Source organism: Carnobacterium jeotgali MS3, from assembly GCF_000745125.1.
GTDB classification, from domain to species: domain Bacteria; phylum Bacillota; class Bacilli; order Lactobacillales; family Carnobacteriaceae; genus Carnobacterium_B; species Carnobacterium_B jeotgali.
On sequence record NZ_JQNF01000005.1, the window covers coordinates 135,480 to 157,667 of the forward strand.

The window sequence follows — 22,188 nt, forward strand, 5'->3', positions numbered from 1 at the left end:
AAACAGTCTAGAGGGTGCTTATGTTTTTTGTATAGGATTTTTTATAGCCTCTCCTTTTATTGGCACAAATGTGGTAGAATAAATAGCGAACAGGTGTGCCTTTTTATACCTAATAAAATGATAGAACGTGTGAATGGAGAAAATAAGATGTATGAATATATTAAAGGAATAGTGACGTTTGTTAGTCCTGCGTATATTGTTCTTGAAAATAGCGGAATTGGGTATCAACTATTTATTGCTAATCCATTTCGATTTTCAAGCAAATTAAACGCGGAAGCAACGATTTATGTCCATCAAGCGGTTCGAGAAGATGCGATTACATTATATGGTTTCAAGGATTACACTGAAAAGCAATTGTACTTAAAGCTGCTTAGCGTTTCAGGAATAGGTCCAAAAAGTGGTTTAGCTATTTTAGCAAATGATGATCATCAAGGTTTAGTGCAAGCAATTGAAAACGAAGATGCTGCGTATTTAACTAAGTTTCCAGGAGTAGGTAAAAAGACTGCTTCTCAAATTGTACTAGATTTAAAAGGGAAGTTAGCTGATTTATCGCTTACTCAAGCCGAAAGTACGACTGACTATCAACAAGAATTAGTTTTATCAACTAATTATAGCCATGTTACCGAGGCGGTTGAAGCCTTAGAAGCATTAGGCTACAGTGCCAAAGAAATCAAAAAAATTGAACCACAGATTCGTAAATTAAACAAAGAATCTACAGATGCTTATTTAAGAGAAGCTTTACGATTACTCATGAAGAAATAAGTGGGAGTAAAAAAGAAAAGTGGTGAAAAACAATGGATCCAGAAGAACGAATAATTTCCGGTGATAGCAGTACGACAGAAGAGATTTCGTTAGAAAAATCGTTACGTCCGCATTATATGGCAGAATATATCGGTCAAGAAAAAGTAAAAAGAGAATTGGCTATTTATATAGAAGCCGCGAAGAACCGGGAAGAAGCGTTAGATCATGTCTTGCTTTATGGCCCCCCTGGGTTAGGGAAAACAACGATGGCAATGGTTATTTCAAATGAAATGAATGTAGCGATTCGTACTACCAGTGGTCCTGCAATCGAAAAAGCAGGGGATCTAGTTGCTCTTTTGAATGAACTAGAAGCAGGAGACGTCCTTTTTATTGATGAGATTCACCGGATGCCAAGATTAGTGGAAGAGATGTTGTATTCGGCTATGGAAGATTATTTTGTAGATATTATTGTGGGGCAAGGACCAACAGCACACCCAGTTCATTTTCCTTTGCCGCCATTTACTCTTGTGGGCGCAACTACAAGAGCGGGACTTCTATCAGCACCCCTACGTGACCGGTTTGGTATCGTGTCACATATGGAGTATTATACTGTAGAAGAATTGAGTGATATTGTTTTGCGTTCTGCAGATATCTTTAATACTGAAATAATCGAATCAGGAGCAATTGAAATTGCCAGACGTTCTAGAGGAACTCCTCGTGTCGCCAATCGTTTATTAAAACGTGTAAGAGATTATGCACAAGTACAGTCTAATGGTGTGATTAAAAAAGAAATAGCAGATGAGGCATTAGCTATGTTGCGAATTGACCAAGAAGGTTTAGACTTTGTTGATCAAAAATTATTAAAAACGATGATTGAAAACTATAATGGTGGTCCGGTTGGATTGTCTACTATTGCTGCTAATATTGGTGAAGAAATTGAAACAATAGAAGATATGGTTGAACCTTTTTTACTGCAAGCTGGCTTCCTTCAACGGACACCGCGTGGAAGAATCGTAACTCATTTGGGCTACACTCATTTAGGTTACCCTATTACTTATACAGATTAGGAGTATGGATATGTTAACAACAAAAGATTTTGATTTTGATTTGCCAGAAGAATTGATTGCTCAAACGCCTTTAGAAAATCGCTCAAGTTCAAAACTATTAATTTTGGATAAAGAAACCGGTAAAGTTGAAGATAAACACTTCACGGACATTCTTGATGAACTTCATGAAGGTGACGCACTAGTTATGAATGATACACGTGTATTGCCTGCAAGGTTGCATGGCATAAAAACAGAAACAGGCGCACACATTGAAATCTTGTTATTGAAAAATACTGAAAACGACCGATGGGAAACGCTAGTTAAACCTGCTAAAAAAGCAACGGTAGGAAACGTTATTTCTTTTGGTGATGGTAGACTGACAGCAACAGTAAAAGAAGAATTGACCCACGGTGGAAGAATTATTGATTTCTCTTATGAAGGAATTTTCTTAGAAGTGTTAGAATCTTTAGGTGAAATGCCACTTCCTCCTTATATCAAAGAAAGATTGGAAGACAGCGAACGTTATCAAACAGTGTACGCGAAAGAAAATGGCTCTGCAGCTGCTCCTACAGCAGGGTTACACTTCACACAAGAGCTATTAGAACAAATCAAAGCAAAAGGCGTACAGCTCGTATTTTTGACCTTGCATGTAGGTCTGGGTACGTTTAGACCCGTTAGCGTTGATTCAATTGAAGATCATGAAATGCATTCAGAATTTTATCGCCTGACAGAAGAATCTGCAGCAGCTTTAACGGCTGTTCAAAAGAACGGTGGGAAAATTGTTGCAGTGGGGACAACTTCCATTCGTACGCTAGAAACAATTGGTACAAAATTTAATGGTGAGTTGAAAGCCGATAGTGGCTGGACAGATATTTTCATTTCTCCGGGCTACAAATTTAAAGTTGTCGATGCTTTTTCAACTAACTTTCATTTACCAAAATCAACATTAGTGATGTTAGTCAGTGCTTTTGCAGGAAGAGAACATGTTTTGGCCGCTTATCAGCATGCCGTTGATGAAAAGTATCGTTTCTTTAGCTTTGGAGATGCGATGTTTGTCAAATAAATAAAATAAAAAAATAGAAGTTGGCTTTTAGGCCAACTTCTATTGGTTTTTAGAGAGGATAGGAGTGAATTAGCGAATTGTTAAATGAATCTTTTTTTGTTTGAACTTCTTTTAAAAACGACATACAGGTTCTTTACTACTTTTTTAAAACTGTCTTTAAATTATCTTTAAACTCTTTAAATGGTACTCAGTTACTAATTTTAAAATAATCTTTCTATTAAACTAATGGGACAGTGAATCAGGTAACGCAAAACAGAATGTTGATTTTACATGTTTTTTCTGAATCTAAACACCAAAGAAATTCGACTAATTCACTTCTATAAGCGTCTCTCTATCCACTTATAATATACCACATTAAGAAAGCGGTTACCAATTATGTGTCTTGGAAATCTAAAAAGAGTTTGTTTTCTAAAAATAGTGTGATAAACTATTATATTGAGTGAGCACGTACTTGTTTTAAGAGTAGGTTGAATTTGGAGGTCAAAGTAATTGGCAAACGTAAACACAGAAGCATTAACGAATACTCAACAACGTATTATTGATGCAGCATTAGATATCGTTTCACATGTAGGCTATAAAAGTACAACAACTAAAATGATTGCACAAAAGGCTGAAGTTAATGAAACAACTATTTTTAAAAATTTTCAATCCAAACAGGTTTTGATAGATACGGCATTTAAGCAACATACAACACAAATTACTAAAGAAGTGGATGAATTTTTTTCTCAGACCTTTAATAATACAACTGATTTAATGAAAGAGTCAGGCCGTTTTATGGCAAATATTTTCGATAAACATCGACAAATTGTGATTGGTACAATTAAAGAGGTTGGAAACGAACAAACAAAAACGATTTTTACGTATAAACAAGAGTATATTCAGCAACAGCTTTGTACTAAATTAAAAGAATTTTCAAAGGATCACTCATTAACGGACCAACAGTATGAGACAATTATTTTTATTTTTAACAGTGCAATTATGAATCTTTTAGTTGATAAAGCGAGAAGAGAATATTCGGATGATGAACAATCTATGACGATTCATTTGGATGATGTAATTGAGTTGATATTAAAAACATTGAATTGATTTGTTGATCATGATTTAGAGATAAGTTAAATATATGGGTAACCTTAATTGGATGAAAGTAGGAATAGAAATATGGCAGAACCAGCAATTAAATATCGCTTAATTAAAAAAGAAAAACATACAGGTGCAAGACTTGGAGAAATTATCACGCCACATGGGACATTTCAAACGCCTATGTTTATGCCAGTTGGAACATTAGCAACTGTTAAGAGTATCGCTCCTGAAGAACTAGAATCAATGGGTGCAAGCATTATTTTAAGTAACACGTATCATTTATGGTTACGCCCAGGGGAAGATATTGTTGAAGAAGCTGGTGGACTGCATAAGTTCATGAACTGGGATAAAGGAATTTTAACTGATTCAGGTGGATTTCAAGTGTTCTCATTAAGTGATTTGCGCAGAATAGAAGAAGAAGGTGTCCATTTTAGAAATCATTTAAATGGTTCTAAGATGTTTTTGTCACCTGAAAAAGCCATTAACATTCAAAATAAATTAGGTCCAGATATTATGATGAGTTTTGATGAGTGCCCGCCTTTTGACGAAAGTTTTGATTATGTTAAAAAATCAGTTGAACGCACAAGTCGTTGGGCTGAGCGAGGATTAAATGCTCATGCAAAACCGAATAGCCAAGGGTTATTTGGTATTATTCAAGGAGCTGGGTTTAAAGAACTTCGTCAGCAAAGTGCTCGTGATTTAATATCAATGGATTTTCCAGGGTATTCAATTGGAGGATTATCGGTTGGGGAACCAAAAGAAAGTATGAATAGAGTATTAGAATACACTACACCGCTTATTCCAGATGATAAACCGCGTTATTTGATGGGCGTAGGAACTGCCGATTCATTGATTGATGGTGTCATGAGAGGAGTCGATATGTTTGATTGCGTATTGCCTACTCGTATTGCTCGTAATGGGACATGTATGACGAGTAAAGGTCGAGTAGTGATTAAAAATGCACAATACGAACGCGATTTTGGGCCTTTAGATGACAAATGTGATTGCTACACTTGTCGAAATTATACGAGAGCATATATTCGTCATTTGATAAAAGCGGATGAAACATTCGGCTTACGTTTGACTAGTTACCATAATTTGTATTTCTTATTAAATGTAATGAAAAATGTAAGACAAGCTATTATGGATGATAATCTATTGGAATATAGAGAGAGCTTTTTTGAAGAATATGGTTATAATAAACCAAATGCTCGGAATTTCTAAAATTTTTATAAGAAACTTTATTTAAGAGATAGTAAAAAGGCGTCATGTTTGGTAAAGTAAGGAATGAAAAGTGATTTAAAAGAAGAATGGAGTGAAATGATGGAATTAATTCTTAATTTTTTACCTTTTATTGCGATTATGGCTTTGATGTACTTTATGATGATTCGTCCGCAAAAAAAGGCAGCTACAAAAACACAAGATATGCTTAATGCTATGAAAAAAGGTGACGCTATCGTTACAATTGGTGGATTACATGGAGTAATTGATGAAGTGAATACTACTAATAATACTATCGTAATTGATTGTGATGGAATCTTTTTAACATTTGAAAAGAAAGCTATTGCACGTGTAGTAACTAGTGGTGTTTCAACTCCTGTAGAAGATCTTGGTACAAATACACCGACTCATACATTAGATGAAACTACTGACGAAGAACTTTAATACTTACAATTAATAGCTTAAAAAGGATGCTATCAGAAAAACTGGCAGCATCCTTTTTAGTGCTTCATTTGTATTTTAAAATGAATTGTGTTACTTTGTTTTAAAGTTCCATTGTGCTGATGTATAAAAGAATGCAAATAGTTTAGTTTTAAATAAGGAGTGTATACTTTTGATTAATGAATCCTTTGCTTACTCCTCTAAATACGAGCCTTGGGTAAAGTTGAAAATTAGGGAGTTTAATCAGTTAGGTTATCATCAAATAAATGAAGACGATTTGTGGAAATTTGTTGTGCAATTTTGTTGGAAAAGAGCTGTTCCAGAACACTATTACCAACAAATTAATGACATTATGAAGATTACACCCAATCATTATTTAGATTATGCTGCTCTAGAAGCACAGATTTATAAAGTAACTTCACTTGATGATATGAACTTAGAAGATTTATTTTAAAAAGGGATCAGATGATTTGTTCTGATTCTTTTTTATTTTTTTATGATTGTTTGTGAATTAATTATTATAAAAAGTGATAAGTTTTTCGGTAGTGATAATAAAAAAACGCTTTTTAAAACGTTGATTTTAAAGCTTTTTAAATCTTTTTTTAATAAAGTTACAATTTATTCTTTACAATAAAAAGAAAATGAAGTATGATAATTGTGAAATTGATAACAATATTAGGAGGATTTAACATGATGGAAGTTAACGTTAAAGAAAAAAATAAAATTGATAATAAAAGTCGCTTAAACAATCAAACTAGTGTAGCTGAAGATGTGGATTTGTTAGTTAACCAAGGGAAAAAAGCATTAAGTATTTTAGAAACATTTGATCAAGAAAAAATTGATTTTATTGTTCATCAAATGGCAATGGCAGGATTGAACAAGCATATGCCATTAGCAAAAATGGCAGTAGAAGAAACAGGCAGAGGTATTTACGAAGATAAATGTATTAAAAATATGTTTGCAACAGAATCAATCTGGAACTCAATAAAAGATAATAAAACAGTAGGAATCATTAGCAGAGACAGCCAAACTAATTTAGTTGAGGTAGCCACTCCTGTAGGGGTAGTATGTGGAGTAACACCGGTTACTAATCCAACATCTACAACAATGTTTAAAGCACTTATAGCGTTGAAAACTCGTAATCCAATTATTTTCTCTTTCCATCCAAGTGCTCAAAACTGCTCAGTGGCAGCAGCTAAAGTTTTGAAAGAAGCAGCTATCCAAGCTGGAGCACCTGAAGATTGTATTCAATGGATTGAAAAACCTTCTTTAGAAGCAACAAACAGTTTGATGCAACATCCAGGAATTGCAGTTGTCTTAGCAACTGGTGGATCAGCTATGGTAAAAGCAGCTTATTCAACAGGCAAACCAGCCTTAGGCGTTGGACCAGGAAATGTTCCTAGTTATATTGAAAAATCAGCAAAAATCAAACGTGCAGTTAATGATATTATCGCTTCAAAAACATTTGATAATGGTATGATCTGTGCTTCAGAACAAGCGGTTATCGTCGATAAAGAAATTTATGAAGAAGTGAAAGAAGAATTCAAAAAACATTCTATTTATTTTGCTAAGCCAAATGAAATAGAAAAATTCGAAAAAGCAGTAATGAATGAAGCTAAAGTTGCGGTTAACCCAGCTATCGTTGGACAATCACCACATAGCATTGCTACATTAGCTGGTATCGAAATTCCAAAAGAAACGAAAATGATTGTTGTAGAATTAAACGGAGTTGGTGCTGATTATCCTTTATCTCGCGAAAAATTATCTCCAGTTCTTGCTATGTTAAAAGCAGATTCTACTAAACATGCCTTTGAATTGTCTCAACAAATGCTAGAACTAGGTGGATTAGGTCATTCAGCAGCAATTCATACTCAAAATGATGCTCTTGCAGAAAAATTTGGGGAAGAAATGAAAGCTTGTCGTATTTTAGTTAACTCACCAACAGCCCAAGGAGGAATAGGTGACTTATACAATAATATGATTCCTTCATTAACATTAGGTTGTGGTTCATACGGAAAGAACTCAATTTCTAAAAATGTTACAGCGGTTAACTTAATGAATATTAAAACAATTGCGAAACGGAGAAATAATATGCAGTGGTTTAAATTACCATCAAAAATTTATTTTGAAAAAAATTCTCTAGCTTATTTACAAGACATGGAAAATGTCGAGCGCGTGTTTCTTGTATGTGATCCAGGTATGGTAGAATTTGGCTATGCAGCTAAGGTTGTAGATGAGTTGATGAAACGGAAGAACAAAGTTCAAGTAGAAATATTCTCAGAAGTTGAACCAAATCCTTCTACTAACACAGTTAAAGCCGGAACAGAAGCAATGAACCATTTCCAACCAGATACTATTATTGCTATCGGTGGTGGTTCAGCAATGGATGCTGCAAAAGGAATGTGGTTGTTCTATGAAAAACCTGAAACAGTTTTCTTTGGAGCTAAACAAAAGTTTTTAGACATTCGTAAAAGAACCTATAAAATTCCTAATTTAAATAAAACACAATTTGTCTGCATACCAACTACTTCTGGTACAGGTTCTGAAGTAACACCATTTGCGGTTATCACAGATAGTGAAACGCATGTTAAGTACCCATTAGCTGATTATGCATTGACTCCTGATGTTGCAATCATTGATTCTCAGTTTGTAATGAGCGTACCAAAATCAGTTACAGCTGATACAGGTATGGACGTATTGACACATGCAATTGAATCTTATGTATCTGTTATGGCAAGTGATTATACTAAAGGTTTGAGTCTTCAAGCAATCAAACTTGTATTTGAATATTTACGTCCATCTTATGAATATGCAACAGAGGAATCTCGCGAAAAAATGCACAATGCATCAACTATGGCTGGAATGGCCTTTGCAAATGCATTTCTAGGAATTAATCATTCTATTGCACATAAAATTGGGGCTGCATACAATATTCCTCATGGTCGTACAAATGCTATATTGATGCCTCACGTTATTCGATACAATGCAAAAGATCCTGCAAAACATGCATTGTTTCCTAAGTATGAATATTTCCATGCACATGAAGATTATGCAGAAATAGCTCGTTTCATGGGCTTTAAAGGAAATACAACAGAAGAATTAGTGGAATCATTAGTTCAAGAAATCAATAAATTAGGTAAAGATGTTGGAATTAATATGTCTTTGAAAGATCAAGGAGTAACTTCTGAAAAATTGTATGATACAGTTGATCAGTTGGCAGAATTAGCTTTTGAAGATCAATGTACGACTGCTAATCCAAAACAACCATTAATTAGTGAATTAAAACAAATCATAATTGATGCATTTGAAGAACTAAAATAAAAAAAAAGCAGGAACCAGAACAACTATTGTTTTGGTTCCTGCTTTTTTTTTTGCGCTAAACAGATAAAAAATGGGATTAAAGTCTTGTAATAATATTATTTCAAGGTATACTTTTAATATAAGTTAGGTTCACCTTAAAAATAGTTAGGAGAAAATTATGACGCCAAATAAAGAAGATTATTTAAAAATGATTTATGAACTTGGTGGAACAACCAAAAAAGTAACAAATAAACAACTGGTTACAGGGCTTAAAGTATCAGCGGCATCTGTAAGCGAAATGGTCACTAAGTTATTGAAAGAAGGATTTGTTGAACATATTCCATATCATGGTATCCACTTAACAGATGAGGGGCTTCTAAAAGCAAGTGCATTAGTGCGGAAACATCGATTGTGGGAAGTTTTTTTAGTGAATCATTTAGGTTATGCATGGAATGAAGTTCACCAAGAAGCTGAAGTGCTAGAGCATGTTACATCTATTGAATTAACCAGATGTCTAGATAAATACTTAGATTTTCCAACGGTTTGTCCTCACGGAGGAATGATTCCAGCTGAAAAAGAGATTCTTAATGAAAAAGCGCTCCCGACTTTAGTGGACAAACAAATTTATGATGTGGTTAAAATCAAACGAGTTGCGGATGATAAAGAACTTCTTGATTATTTAGCTTCATTAGAAGTTAGCATAGGCGATGTATATAAAATAATGGATATAGGTGCTTATGAAGGGCCTATACTACTCGAATCGGATGGCAAACAGCTAGCCATTAGTTATAAAGCAGCTACTAGTATTTTTATTGATTTGGTATAGAAAGTAGGAGAAAGATGAAAACTATTAAACGCATTCTTTTTGGATTACTGTTTAGTGCATTTATTTTTTTAGCAGGTTGTTATAATTTTAGCTCGGAGCAAGATTCAGATAAATTACAAGTTGTAGCGACCACCACTATGCTAACCGATTTGTTAAGAGAAATAGGTGGAGAACATGTTCAAGTTAACGGATTAATGCCTGCAGGTGTAGATCCTCATTTATATAAAGCAAGTGCAAGAGATGTTATTTATATGCAATCTGCAGATGTAGTAGCCTACAATGGTTTAGAACTTGAAGGTAAAATGGGTGAAATATTTCAAGGACTTGAAGAACAAAATAAAACAGTTATCTCTTTAGAAAATGGTTTGAAAGAAGAAGATATTCTTGCGGCTGGAGAAAGTACTACGTCTGTTGACCCACATATTTGGTTTGATGTTGAACTATGGCAAAAAGCAGCAATAGAAGTAGCTAAAGGCTTGAGCGCTGCGGATGTTGAAAATGCAACAAGTTACCAAGCTAACTTAGAAAGTTATTTAATTGAATTAGAAGAGTTAGATCAATATGTCACCAATCGAGTAAATGAATTACCAAAGGATGATCGTATTTTAGTGACAGCCCATGATGCTTTTAGTTACTTTGGCGAAGGATACGGCTTTAACGTTTTAGGACTTCAAGGTTTAAATACAAATGCTGAAGCTGGGACAGGCGATATCAGCCAATTAGCAAATTATATTGTAGAGAATAATATAAAAGCTATCTTTATTGAGTCTTCTGTTCCAACAAGAACAATTGAGTCTTTACAAGCAGCTACTAAAGCAAAAGGTTTTGAAGTTGAAATTGGGGGAGAACTTTATTCCGATTCTCTAGGAGATCAAGAAAATAACACAGAAACCTATATAAAAACAGTGCAATCTAATGTTGATACAATTGTCGATGCGCTAAAATAAATCAAAAGACTGGAGTGCATGGAGCATGGAGAATGAACAAATAGAAAAAACGACAGCAATACGCTTAAACCAATTAACAGTAGCTTATGAAGCACAGCCCGTTTTGTGGAATGTTTCTGTCAATATCCCTAAAGGAAGATTGACAGCTATTGTTGGACCAAATGGTGCTGGTAAATCCACCCTTATTAAATCATTAATCAATTTAATTAAACCAGTTGCTGGTGAAGTCGATTTTATTTTTGAGCAAACGAAAGATGAAAATTATGGAAATAATAAAAATTTAGTCGCGTATGTTCCTCAAAATGGGAGTGTGGATTGGGACTTTCCAACAACAGTTTTAGATGTCGTTGTGATGGGAAGATATGGTCATATAGGTTGGTTTAAAAGACCGAAAAAGAAAGATAAAGCCTTAGCAAATGAAATGTTACTAAAAGTTGGGATGGCTGATTTCAAAGATAAACAAATCAGTCAATTGTCTGGTGGACAAAGACAGCGGGTATTTTTAGCCCGTGCATTGGTTCAAGAAGCTGAAATTTACTTAATGGATGAACCTTTTCAAGGTGTAGATGCTCAAACTGAGAAAATCATTATTCAATTACTAAAAGAATTAAAAACAGAAGGAAAAACAATTGTGGTTGTTCATCATGATTTACAAACTGTTCCTGAATATTTTGATGAAGTCATTTTAATCAATCGTGAATTAATTGGAAGTGGACCGGTTGAAACGACGTTTACCAAAGAATTGATTGCTAAAACTTATCGTCAAAATCAAACAAAACCATGGGAGGAAGAATAAATGGATGTACTAAGTACTCTGTTCTTTGATTATACCTTTCAAGTAGTCGTTTTTGGTTCGAGTATCTTAGGCTTATTGAGTGGTGTCATTGGAAGTTTTGCTGTTTTACGTAAGCAAAGTTTGCTTGGAGATGCAGTAAGTCACGCAGCTCTTCCTGGAATTTGTCTGGCGTTTATACTTACTTCAAATAAACAAATGGAAATCCTTTTACTGGGAGCACTTGTTTCAGGATTACTTGCTACATGGTTGATCATGGTGATTGTTAAACACTCTAAAGTCAAATTTGATAGTGCATTAGCACTGACAACAGCCGTTTTCTTTGGTCTTGGTTTAGTATTGCTGACTTTTATTCAAAAAAGTCCAAATTCAAATCAAGCGGGTTTAGAAAAATTCATTTTTGGTCAATCGTCTACTTTGTTAGAACGAGATGTGACAATAATGTTTCTAGTGGGAATCGTGATACTAATTGTTGTCGGTATATTCTGGAAAGAATTCAAATTATTGGCTTTTGACCAGTCTTATGCTACTAGTATTGGTTTGCCAGTCTATTGGATGAACAGCCTTTTAGCGACTCTAACAGTAATTGTGATCGTGATGGGTTTACAATCAGTTGGAGTGATCTTAATGAGTTCTCTTTTGATTGGGCCGGCTGTAGCAGCCAGACAATGGACCAATCATCTATCTATCATGGTAGGATTAGCAGCATTTTTCGGATGTATTTCTGGATTAATTGGAACTGTGATCAGTTCGTTAGGTCGACAAATTCCTACAGGACCGACTATTGTATTAGTTATCAGTTCGATTGTACTAATAAGTATGCTTTTTTCTCCAAATAGAGGGATTATTTGGAAAATGATTAAAAATAATCAACGGAAAAAAGAATTTGCAAGTCAATTAAAGAAAGGCGGATAAGTATGAACCCTGTTTTTGAAATACAACTCATAGCCGTTTTAGTTTCTGTTGCTTGCGCATTACCGGGTGTTTTTCTGGTGATACGTGGGATGGCAATGATGACAGATGCCATTACTCATACAATTTTATTGGGGATTGTAGTAGCTTTCTTTATTACCCAAGATTTAAATTCGCCGTTACTGATTGTAGGTGCTGCATTTGTAGGGATTCTAACAGTTTGGTTGACTGAATTGATTCATCAAACTAAATTGTTAGATAAAGATGCATCAATTGGAATTATTTTTCCATTATTATTTAGTATCGCTATTATTCTGATTACTCGCTATGCTGGAGACGTACATTTAGACACAGATTCAGTGTTATTAGGGGAGTTAGCTTTTGCTCCTTTTGACCGTTTCATTGTATTTGGAATGGATATCGGCACCCAAGCGATGTATTCGATGTCAATTATTCTTGTTCTACTCCTTTTATTTATAGGTTTCTTCTATAAAGAACTTAAACTGACTTCATTTGACCCTTTGCTAGCAGCATCGTTAGGCTTTTCTCCTATCTTGCTACATTATGCGTTAATGTCATTAGTATCCGTTACTGCAGTAGGAGCTTTTGAAGCAGTTGGATCAATATTAGTAGTCGCGTTTATGGTAGGGCCGCCAGTTTCAGCGTATCTTTTGACCAATCGTTTAAGTTATATGCTAGGAATTAGCGCAGGATTAGGTGCATTTAATAGTTTAGTCGGCTTCCAATTGTCTATGTATTTTGATGTATCCATTGCCGGTATGATTGCGGTTATTACTGGACTAACTTTTATGCTGATTTTCATCTTTTCTCCTAAAAAAGGATTTATCTATGAAGTGCATCGTAAAAAGCAGCAACAAAAAAGCTTGAAAAAAGCATTGGAAAACCGTTCAAACTAATTAGTTTAAGGAGTTGGGAAATTATCCAACTCCTTTTTTTAATTCAACTAGTAATCAAACATCAGATGTATAGCACTATTTAAGCAGATAGATTTAACTACAAATCTTGCTTCAGAATGTGTGTTCCCTTATAATAAAATAAAGGAGGTGGAAAAGGATGGACATTGGTGTATTAAGATTTGATGAGCCAAAAAGAGACACAACGAGGAAAATCATACACATTGACATGGACGCCTTTTTTGCCTCAGTAGAAGAACGGGAAAATCCAGATTTAAAAGGAAAACCTGTCATTATTGCACGACACCCAAAGGAAACAGGTGGAAAAGGTGTCGTCGCTACAGCAAATTATGAGGCTCGTAAATTTGGTGTTCATTCTGCAATGAGCGCTCAAAAAGCCTTTGAATTATGTCCTCATGGGAATTTTATTTCTGGTCACTATGAGTTATATCGAGAAATATCAAAACAAGTCCGTGCGATATTTGAGAGGTATACAGATATTATTGAACCTCTTTCACTAGATGAAGCCTATTTAGACGTTACTGAAAATAAAAAGAATTTAACCAGTGCCATTTATATCGCTAAACTTATTCAAAGAGATATCTGGCAAGAAGTCCGCTTAACCAGTTCTGCGGGAGTTTCTTATAACAAGTTTATTGCTAAACTCGCTTCTGATTACCATAAACCTGCCGGAATAACGGTCATTCCTCCTGATAAAGCCTTGGAATTTTTACGCGAATTACCTATTGAGAAGTTTTATGGAGTGGGAAAAAAGACGGTTGAAAAGATGCATGAATTAGGTATTTATACAGGAGAAGACTTGTATCAAAAAGATGAAATGGAACTGATTCAACGTTTTGGGAGAATGGGGTACTCTCTTTACCGCAAAGTTAGAGGAATTGATAACGCACCTGTTCAAGTCAGTCGTGAAAGGAAATCAGTTGGCAGAGAATTAACTTATGGAAAAAATCTAACAACAGAACAAGAAGTTTTAAGCGAACTGAGGTTTATTGCAAATAAGGTACAATTATCTCTTCAAAAAAATCAAAAGCATGGAAAAACAGTAGTATTAAAAGTGCGCTATTCTAATTTTGAAACAGCGACCAAACGAATAACATTGCCCAATTATTTAAAAGATGGTGAAGAAATATTTTTCCATGCTCAAAATATTTGGGATGAGATTGGAGTAATAAGCAGAGGCATACGATTATTAGGTATTACAGTAACAAACTTGGATCCAATGGCATATGAAAATATTGTCTTGCCTTTATGGGATAAAGAAATTAGGTATTAATCTTGTTGTATAACAAGACTAATTGCAATCTATTTTTCTCAACTGTATAATAAAAGCATCTACCGTTACCTTATATTTAACGCTGGAAGGGGAACAACGATATGAAAATATCTTGGCATGGACAGTCTTGTGTACGAATACAGACAGATACAGGAGTTGCTATTTTAATTGATCCTTTTATTACTGGAAATTCTAAAAGTGATTTAGATCCAGATACCGTTGAAGCAGATGTGATTTTTTTAACACATGCACATAACGATCATATTGGAGATACAGAATCCATCGCAAAACGAACGGATGCCTTGATTGTTGCTAATGCAGAAATTGCGACTTTTTTTAAAAAGAAAGGCTTGAAAACGCATGGTATGCAAATGGGTGGGAAACATCAGTTTGATTTTGGTGAAGTTAAAATGACCCCTGCTATTCATGGTTCTTCTTATGAAGTAGATGGAGAGTCTTTAACCTTAGGGCTTGCGGCTGGAATAATTTTTAGCGCAGATGGACAAACGATTTACCATGCAGGAGATACTGCTTTATTTACAGATATGAAGCTAATTGGTGCTTATAAGACAATCGATGTAGCGTTATTGCCTATTGGGGATAATTATACTATGGGACCAGAAGATGCAACTATTGCTGCAAGTTATATTCAAGCAAAAAAGGTTATTCCTATTCATTACAATACGTTTCCGTTGATTGAACAGAATGCTGAAGAGTTTTGCATGGGTTTACCTGAAGAGCAAGGTTTAGCACTGAAAGTAGGAGAGATAATTGATGTATCTTATGTGTAGTATGGAGGCAAGTAAATGACTACAAAACATGATCAAATCATAACGTATATCGAAACTTTACCGGTAGGAGAAAAAATTTCAGTTCGGTCAATCGCCAAAAATTTAAGTGTGAGTGAAGGAACAGCATATCGAGCTATTAAAGAAGCACAAAATAACGGATTGGTCTCAACGATTCAAAGAGTTGGAACGATTCGCATTGAACGCAAAATGAAAGAAACTTTTGAAACGTTAACTTATGGAGAAGTCGTTAAAATTATTGAGGGCGACATCTTGGGTGGCGAAGAAGGATTGGATAAAGATTTAAGCAAATTTATTATCGGTGCCATGACTGAAGATGCCATGATTCGGTACATCACACCAGGATCTTTAATGATTGTAGGGAATCGCGAGAATGTACAAAAATTAGCTCTTGAACAGGGAGCAGCAGTCTTGATTACTGGTGGATTTAATACAAATGAAGAGATTACTTTGTTAGCCAATAAATTAAAAATGCCCGTGTTAAGCACAACCTACGATTCTTTTACTGTAGCGACACTGATTAATCGAGCCATTACAGATCAATTAATAAAAAAAGAAATTATGCTAGTGGATGATATTTATACGAAAGCTGATCAAACGCTTTATTTAACAGCAGATCAATTAGTATTAGATTACCGAAAGTTAAATGAAAATAGCCAACATACACGTTTTCCAGTAGTCAATAAAAAAGGCCGTTTAATTGGGATGGTTACAGCTAAAGATATTATTGGCAAGCAAGACCATGTCAATATTGAACGAGTGATGACCAAAAATCCTACATTTGCAAAAACGCATATGAGTGTGGCTAGTGTTGGACATTTGATGATTTGGGATGGTTTAGAAGTAATGCCTATTGTTGAGGATAATTTGACTCTTATGGGTATTGTTTCAAGACAAGATGTCATGAAAGCTATGCAGTCTTCTCAACGACAGCCGCAAATGGGCGATACGCTATCTGACCAAATTAATGAAAATATAGAAATCTCAACATCTTCTTCAGAAATGGATATGTCTGAAATTCCATATTATAAATTTAAAGTTACACCGCAAATGACAGATAATGTAGGAACTCTTTCATTTGGATTGTTGAGTGAAGTTATTGCTACTGTAACAAAAAATACATTAGTTGTTTTTCAAAAAAAGAATGCCATGGTTGAACAAATGAATCTATATTATTTGAAATTGGTTCAACTCGGAAGTGAAATAGAAATCAGACCACGTGTCTTTGAAATGGGCAGAAGGACTGCTAAACTGGATATTGAGGTTTATACAGATACTGTTTTAGTAGCAAAAGCGACAGTAGTCTGTCAATTAATGCAAAAAAACTAAAGGAGACAAAGAATGACTATAGAAAAATACGATCAAATACTTGTGGCAATTAAAGAGTCAAAAACAATTATTATTCATAGACATAAGAATCCAGACCCAGATGCACTTGGTTCCCAAGGTGGATTGGCTGAGATAATAAAAGCTAGTTTTCCAGCTAAAAAAGTTTTAAAAACAGGCGGTTCAGTAGGCGATTTGGCATACTTAACTACAATGGATGAGATTTCTGATGAAGATTATCAAGAAGCTTTAGTTATTGTAACGGACACAGCTAATACACCACGCATTAGTGATGAACGTTACAAGAATGGAAAAAAATTAGTGAAAATAGATCATCATCCTAATGATGATGCTTATGGAGATATCGTTTTAGTGAATACAAATGCTAGCAGTACAAGTGAGATCATTGCAGATTTTTGTTTTTACAATAAAGACGAATTGAAAATGACAGATGAGGCTGCTAAATTATTGTATGCAGGGATTGTTGGAGATACTGGTCGGTTTTTATATCCAGCTACTACGCCTAAAACAATGCGAATTGTTGCAGATTTAATGGAGTTTTCTTTTAAACCTGATGAAATCAATCGTAAGATGACTGCGATGTCACAAAAAGTAGCACATTTATCTGGATATGTGTTACAGAATATTGCTATTCATCCTTCTGGTGTAGGAAAAGTTATTTTAACTAAAGCGATTATGGAGCAATTTGGTGTAACGGATGCTGAGACATCTGCAATCGTTTCGTTGCCTAGTTCAATTGAAGATATTGTTCTATGGGGAATATTTGTTGAACAGTCTGATGGACACTTCCGGTGCCGTTTAAGATCAAAAGGACCGATCATTAATGAGGTAGCTAAAAAACATGATGGTGGCGGACATCCACTAGCTAGTGGAGCCAATGCGAAAGATTTAGTGGAAGTAAATGAAATTATTGAACAATTGATTCAGGTAGCTGAACAACGCTAAGAAATTGTTTTGAGCCATTAAAAATAGATAAAAAAGAGCATAGAGTATACTGAACTCTGTGCTCTTTTTTGTTTAAAAGTAATTTATTCTAGGTCATTCATAGCAACTTGAGGTGTTTTCTTTAAAATATCAATCACTTCAAGCGTTCCATTACCAGCTTTAATGACTTTAAAGCTATGATTATTAAAAGTTAATTCTTCTCCGATAGAAATATCGTATTTTTGATTCATCATCCAGCCACCAATGGTATCGACATCTTCTTCCTCAATAGAAAGACCAAAAATATCATTTACGTCATCAATCAACATTCTAGCACTTACGCGGTAATGATGGTCACCAATTTTTTTGATTTCTGGTTCACCAACCATTTCGTAATCATCGCTAATATCGCCAACGATTTCTTCTACAATATCTTCCATTGAGATAATACCGCTAGTTCCGCCATATTCATCGACAAGAACAGCTATTTGATTGCGTTCTTTTTGCATTTTTACTAAAAGTTCTTTGATAGGAATCGTTTCAATAACCGAGATAATCGGTCTAATGTATTCCGCAAAACTAAAGGTTTCAGATAATTTTGCTTCTACAGCGTCAACATAAACAGCAAAAATCTCTTTTGTATTGATAATACCTAAGACAATATCTTTATCGCCATCTTTGATTACGGGGTATCTTGTGAAACGTTCTTTGCTGACCAATTGAGCGATTTCTCTTAGGGTCATCGAAGTTGATACAGTCACCATTTCCGTACGAGGTACCATAATTTCACGACTCATTCGATCATCAAATGCAAAGACATTCTCTACAAACTGATATTCATCACGATTGATTTCACCACTTTTTAGGCTCTCTCCCATAATGATACGTAGTTCCTCTTCAGAAACACCTTCTTCTGGCTCACTGATATTTTTCATACCGATTCGACGTGAAATACCATTTGCAATTCGGTTCAATACATAGACTAACGGATACATGATTCTGAACCATATCTGTAAAGGCTTAGCAATGAAGAGTCCAATTTGTTCAGTTTTATTGATTGCAATATTTTTAGGTACTAATTCTCCAATAATAACTTGAAGAGAAGTTAAAATGGCAAAAGATAAAACAACTGAAGCAATTGTTGAGACAGAAGGCGGAACGTCAAAAGATGAAAATATGAGGTCGAATAAACGGCCAAAAGTAGGATTTCCTAACCACCCAATTGCTAGAGAAGTTATCGTCACACCTAGTTGGGTAGCGGAGAGATAAGTATCTAATTTTTGTGTCATTTCTTTTAAAAGTATCGCACGATTATCACCATTTTCAATTAAGTAATCCAATCTTGATGGGCGAATACGGACGAGTACAAATTCTGACATCACAAATAAGGATGCAAGAAATAGGATAATAAAGAATACAATGATTCCGGTTGTAATTGACAAATTGTTGTCTACGTTGCATAGCTTAACGTAGACTTCACCTCCTTGTAGTATAGTTTCTAATGATGCTTATCATGAATGGTTTAGTATACAAAGAGCAATTTCAGTGGTCAGATAGTAAATTCCTCAGGAAGAGGGGAGATACAATGGTGAAAAAGACCCAAAGAAATAGCTATATAAAGTAAACTACTCTTTTGATGGATCAATACCCTTATTAATTTTTCTGTCCCAAGGTCTCACCTCATCCTTAAAATATAAAAAACTTGTATCAAACAATAAATCAACTTTTTCATTTTAACAAAGTCTTTAACTTTACTCTACATCAATATGGTAAAATGATAAAGAAAAAAGTAAGAAAACCAATCAAATTATCTAATTTCAAACGAATTGTTCTGTTGGCATATCCTCCTTAAGTAGGATGTGTCTTCATTATTTTTTTGATACACTAAATAAAAATAAGTTCAATTTAAAAAACTATTATTAAGGAATGAATGCGAATGAATGAATCTTCTTTTTTAACCAAGATAAAAAAAGCTCTGCTCCTATTATGGGAATGGGCTAAACCTTATCTAATAAAGTTCCATAAAAAAAGACAACGCTTTTGGAAAAAATACCACATTAATAAAATTATTATTTTAGTTATGTTGACAGTAGCTTTAGTGTCTAGTGTTTATTTACTGTATTTAGCAAAAACAGCAAATGTCTCTACACTAAAAGCTGGACTAGAACAAACCACGACGATTTACGATGTCGATAACGAAGAAGCTGGTACACTTTACTCACAAAAAGGGACATTCGTTTCAGTTGACGATATCTCTGAATCAATCGAACAAGCCGTTATCTCAACTGAAGACAAAAGGTTCTACAAACATGCAGGATTCGATCCAATTGGAATTGCAAGGGCAGCAGTGGGTTATGTCGTTAATGGTGGAAATATTGTTGGTGGCGGAAGCACAATTACTCAACAATTAGCTAAAAATGCTTATTTAACACTTGACCAAACCTTTATTCGAAAATTAAAGGAACTCTTTTTAGCTATTGAAATTGAAAAAGTATATACCAAAGATGAAATACTAGAAATGTACCTCAATAACTCTTATTTTGGAAATGGAGTGTGGGGTGTTGAGGATGCTTCACAAAAATATTTTGGGAAATCTGCAGCAGATGTTAACTTATCAGAAGCAGCAACGATAGCTGGGATGTTAAAAGCACCCACAAATTATAATCCTATTGATGATTACGATAATGCTATTTCTCGGAGAAACACCGTGCTAGATTTAATGGCAACAAATGAAATTGTAACTCAAGAAGAAGTGGACACAATAAAAGTTGAAGGATTATCATTAGTAGATGCCTATTCGGAAAAGGAAGGTTATCAATATCCTTCTTATTTTGATGCAGTCGTAAATGAAGCAATCTACACATATGGTTTAAGTGAAGAAGAAGTTTTAAATAAAGGGTATAAAATTTATACTTCATTAAATCAAGATTATCAACGTGCGATGGATATAACGTATGAAAATAATTACTTGTTTCAAAATGCAGCGGATGGAACACTCCTAGAAAGCGGCTCTGTGGCACTAGATCCAAAGACAGGCGGCGTTTTTGCTATTTATGGAGGACGAAAAGAACACTCTTTTAGAGGATTTAATTATGCGACTCAAACGGTTAGACAACCGGGTTCTATTATGAAGCCCTTAGCTGTTTATACAGAAGCGTTAGAACAAGGATACAGCATTGATTCAATGCTTGTCGATGAACCTCTCTCTTATGGTAAAGATGATTATACTCCTGAAAATGTTGACCATCAATATGAAGGAGAAGTTCCAATGTACCAAGCATTGGCAGAGAGTAAAAACACATCAGCAGTGTGGCTTTTAAATGAGATTGGATTAGATAAAGGATTCAAAAAAATTGAAGATTTTGGTATTCCTCTTGTTGAAGGTCCTGAAGGAGATGGCTATTTAGGTCTTGCATTAGGTGGTTTGAGTAAAGGTGTATCGCCACTTCAAATGGCAAGTGCGTACACAACTTTTGCTAATGAAGGTGTTATGAGTAAAGGTCATTTTATTACGAAAATTGTAGATGCAACAGGTGCAATTATTGTCGACAATACGGAACCTAAAAAGAAAAAGGTCACTACACCAGAAGTAGCAAAACAAATGACTAGTATGTTAATGGGCGTATTTTCGTATGGAACGGCACGAAACAATGATCCTGCAGGTTATACGGTTGCTGGTAAAACTGGAAGTACAGAGGTAACCTTTAATGATGAAGGTGGTACAACAGATCAATGGACAGTCGGGTATACGCCAGACATCGTGATAGCAACATGGATGGGATTTGATCCAACGGATGAAGAACATTATATGACAACAGGAAGTTCTACTGGGGTAGGTCCATTATTTAAGCTACAAATGGAGAATATTCTTCCTTATACTGAACAGACTGCTTTTAATACAGAAAGTGCTAAAGAAATCGTGACTGCAAAAGCAGAAAATGACGTGGATTCTAGCGACTGGAAACAAGGCCTAAAAGATACAGTTGATTCAATAGGTGGGAAAGTAAAAGAAGGATCAGAAATTTTGAAGGATAAATTTGGTGGGTTATTGGATAAATTTACAAACAGAGTGACTCAATAGATTTTTTTTAGTAATTTAGATGAGAATAATGGAAAAAAGATGGCTGAAATGATATAGTTACTAAGATGAGAACAAAAATTCGAATTGGAGTGTGAAATTTATAATGAGTACGAACATTTATGATACAGCTAATAGTCTAGAAAAAGAATTAAGAGATAGTCAAGAGTACATTACTTTAGTAGCAGCTTTTAATGAAGTGAAAAAAGATGAAGCAGCTAGCAAAATGTACCACGATTTCCAAGAGGTTCAAATGAAATTACAACAAAAACAAATGTCAGGTGAACAAATCACTGAAGATGAAATTGCTGAAGCTCAAAACTTAGCTCAAACTTCTGGTGAAAATGATGTTATTAAAGAATTAATGGAAGCTGAACAACGTTTAAGCATATTAATCGAAGACTTAAATCGTATCATCATGAAGCCCGTTCAAGATGTTTATCAAGGATAAG

At 34.7% G+C, this 22,188-nt stretch carries 20 protein-coding genes; 19 read left to right on the top strand and 1 reads right to left on the bottom strand.

What is annotated here, in order from left to right:
- Positions 1 to 147 precede the first annotated feature (147 nt).
- The 17 genes from ruvA to BP18_RS03260 all read left to right on the top strand — a co-directional run bounded on the left by ruvA (position 148) and on the right by BP18_RS03260 (position 17,679).
- A complete protein-coding gene (gene ruvA / locus BP18_RS03180; protein WP_029278192.1) occupies positions 148 to 762 on the top strand; it encodes a Holliday junction branch migration protein RuvA in 615 nt (204 codons plus the stop codon).
- Between the two features lie 32 nt (positions 763 to 794).
- Positions 795 to 1,808, top strand: a complete 1,014-nt coding sequence (ruvB, locus tag BP18_RS03185; RefSeq protein WP_007723665.1) for a Holliday junction branch migration DNA helicase RuvB — start codon at positions 795 to 797, stop codon at positions 1,806 to 1,808.
- A 10-nt stretch (positions 1,809 to 1,818) separates the two neighbouring features.
- The gene (gene queA / locus BP18_RS03190; protein WP_007723662.1) at positions 1,819 to 2,850 is read left to right on the top strand and encodes a tRNA preQ1(34) S-adenosylmethionine ribosyltransferase-isomerase QueA; all 1,032 of its coding nucleotides are present in this window, start codon (positions 1,819 to 1,821) and stop codon (positions 2,848 to 2,850) included.
- A 489-nt stretch (positions 2,851 to 3,339) separates the two neighbouring features.
- Positions 3,340 to 3,936 carry a TetR/AcrR family transcriptional regulator gene (locus BP18_RS03195; protein ID WP_029278189.1) on the top strand — a complete coding sequence of 199 codons (597 nt, stop codon included), beginning with the start codon at positions 3,340 to 3,342 and terminating at the stop codon, positions 3,934 to 3,936.
- A 72-nt stretch (positions 3,937 to 4,008) separates the two neighbouring features.
- Positions 4,009 to 5,154 carry a tRNA guanosine(34) transglycosylase Tgt gene (tgt, locus tag BP18_RS03200; protein WP_007723657.1) on the top strand — a complete coding sequence of 382 codons (1,146 nt, stop codon included), beginning with the start codon at positions 4,009 to 4,011 and terminating at the stop codon, positions 5,152 to 5,154.
- 63 nt (positions 5,155 to 5,217) lie between these two features.
- Positions 5,218 to 5,595, top strand: a complete 378-nt coding sequence (gene yajC, locus BP18_RS03205; protein ID WP_007723655.1) for a preprotein translocase subunit YajC — start codon at positions 5,218 to 5,220, stop codon at positions 5,593 to 5,595.
- A 169-nt stretch (positions 5,596 to 5,764) separates the two neighbouring features.
- A complete protein-coding gene (locus tag BP18_RS03210) occupies positions 5,765 to 6,046 on the top strand; it encodes a post-transcriptional regulator (RefSeq protein ID WP_007723652.1) in 282 nt (93 codons plus the stop codon).
- A gap of 239 nt (positions 6,047 to 6,285) precedes the next feature.
- Complete coding sequence (adhE, locus tag BP18_RS03215; protein WP_407921354.1) at positions 6,286 to 8,913, top strand: bifunctional acetaldehyde-CoA/alcohol dehydrogenase; 2,628 nt, start codon at positions 6,286 to 6,288, stop codon at positions 8,911 to 8,913.
- A 157-nt stretch (positions 8,914 to 9,070) separates the two neighbouring features.
- On the top strand, positions 9,071 to 9,718 hold the full coding sequence (locus tag BP18_RS03220) for a metal-dependent transcriptional regulator (RefSeq protein ID WP_007723649.1): 648 nt from the start codon (positions 9,071 to 9,073) through the stop codon (positions 9,716 to 9,718).
- Between the two features lie 14 nt (positions 9,719 to 9,732).
- The gene (locus BP18_RS03225) at positions 9,733 to 10,665 is read left to right on the top strand and encodes a metal ABC transporter solute-binding protein, Zn/Mn family (protein ID WP_007723647.1); all 933 of its coding nucleotides are present in this window, start codon (positions 9,733 to 9,735) and stop codon (positions 10,663 to 10,665) included.
- 25 nt (positions 10,666 to 10,690) lie between these two features.
- Positions 10,691 to 11,461, top strand: coding sequence for a metal ABC transporter ATP-binding protein (locus tag BP18_RS03230; protein WP_007723646.1), 771 nt, complete (start codon positions 10,691 to 10,693; stop codon positions 11,459 to 11,461).
- Positions 11,462 to 12,373 carry a metal ABC transporter permease gene (locus BP18_RS03235; RefSeq protein WP_007723644.1) on the top strand — a complete coding sequence of 304 codons (912 nt, stop codon included), beginning with the start codon at positions 11,462 to 11,464 and terminating at the stop codon, positions 12,371 to 12,373.
- Positions 12,374 to 12,375: 2 nt separating this feature from the next.
- Positions 12,376 to 13,287, top strand: coding sequence for a metal ABC transporter permease (locus tag BP18_RS03240; protein WP_029278015.1), 912 nt, complete (start codon positions 12,376 to 12,378; stop codon positions 13,285 to 13,287).
- 157 nt (positions 13,288 to 13,444) lie between these two features.
- The gene (gene dinB / locus BP18_RS03245) at positions 13,445 to 14,578 is read left to right on the top strand and encodes a DNA polymerase IV (RefSeq protein ID WP_029278014.1); all 1,134 of its coding nucleotides are present in this window, start codon (positions 13,445 to 13,447) and stop codon (positions 14,576 to 14,578) included.
- Between the two features lie 101 nt (positions 14,579 to 14,679).
- Positions 14,680 to 15,369, top strand: a complete 690-nt coding sequence (locus BP18_RS03250; protein WP_007723638.1) for a metal-dependent hydrolase — start codon at positions 14,680 to 14,682, stop codon at positions 15,367 to 15,369.
- A 15-nt stretch (positions 15,370 to 15,384) separates the two neighbouring features.
- Positions 15,385 to 16,716, top strand: coding sequence for a DRTGG domain-containing protein (locus tag BP18_RS03255; RefSeq protein WP_007723636.1), 1,332 nt, complete (start codon positions 15,385 to 15,387; stop codon positions 16,714 to 16,716).
- A 12-nt stretch (positions 16,717 to 16,728) separates the two neighbouring features.
- Positions 16,729 to 17,679, top strand: a complete 951-nt coding sequence (locus BP18_RS03260) for a DHH family phosphoesterase (protein ID WP_029278011.1) — start codon at positions 16,729 to 16,731, stop codon at positions 17,677 to 17,679.
- Between the two features lie 83 nt (positions 17,680 to 17,762).
- On the opposite strand, the gene BP18_RS03265 is transcribed toward BP18_RS03260, so the two are convergent.
- On the bottom strand, positions 17,763 to 19,100 hold the full coding sequence (locus BP18_RS03265) for a hemolysin family protein (protein WP_007723633.1): 1,338 nt from the start codon (positions 19,098 to 19,100) through the stop codon (positions 17,763 to 17,765).
- A gap of 494 nt (positions 19,101 to 19,594) precedes the next feature.
- Here BP18_RS03265 and BP18_RS03270 point away from each other — a divergent pair, with 494 nt between their 5' ends.
- The gene (locus tag BP18_RS03270) at positions 19,595 to 21,739 is read left to right on the top strand and encodes a PBP1A family penicillin-binding protein (RefSeq protein ID WP_029278007.1); all 2,145 of its coding nucleotides are present in this window, start codon (positions 19,595 to 19,597) and stop codon (positions 21,737 to 21,739) included.
- A gap of 103 nt (positions 21,740 to 21,842) precedes the next feature.
- Positions 21,843 to 22,187 (top strand): YlbF family regulator, encoded by a 345-nt coding sequence (locus tag BP18_RS03275; RefSeq protein ID WP_007723631.1) that lies wholly within the window; start codon positions 21,843 to 21,845, stop codon positions 22,185 to 22,187.
- Position 22,188: the final 1 nt, after the last annotated feature.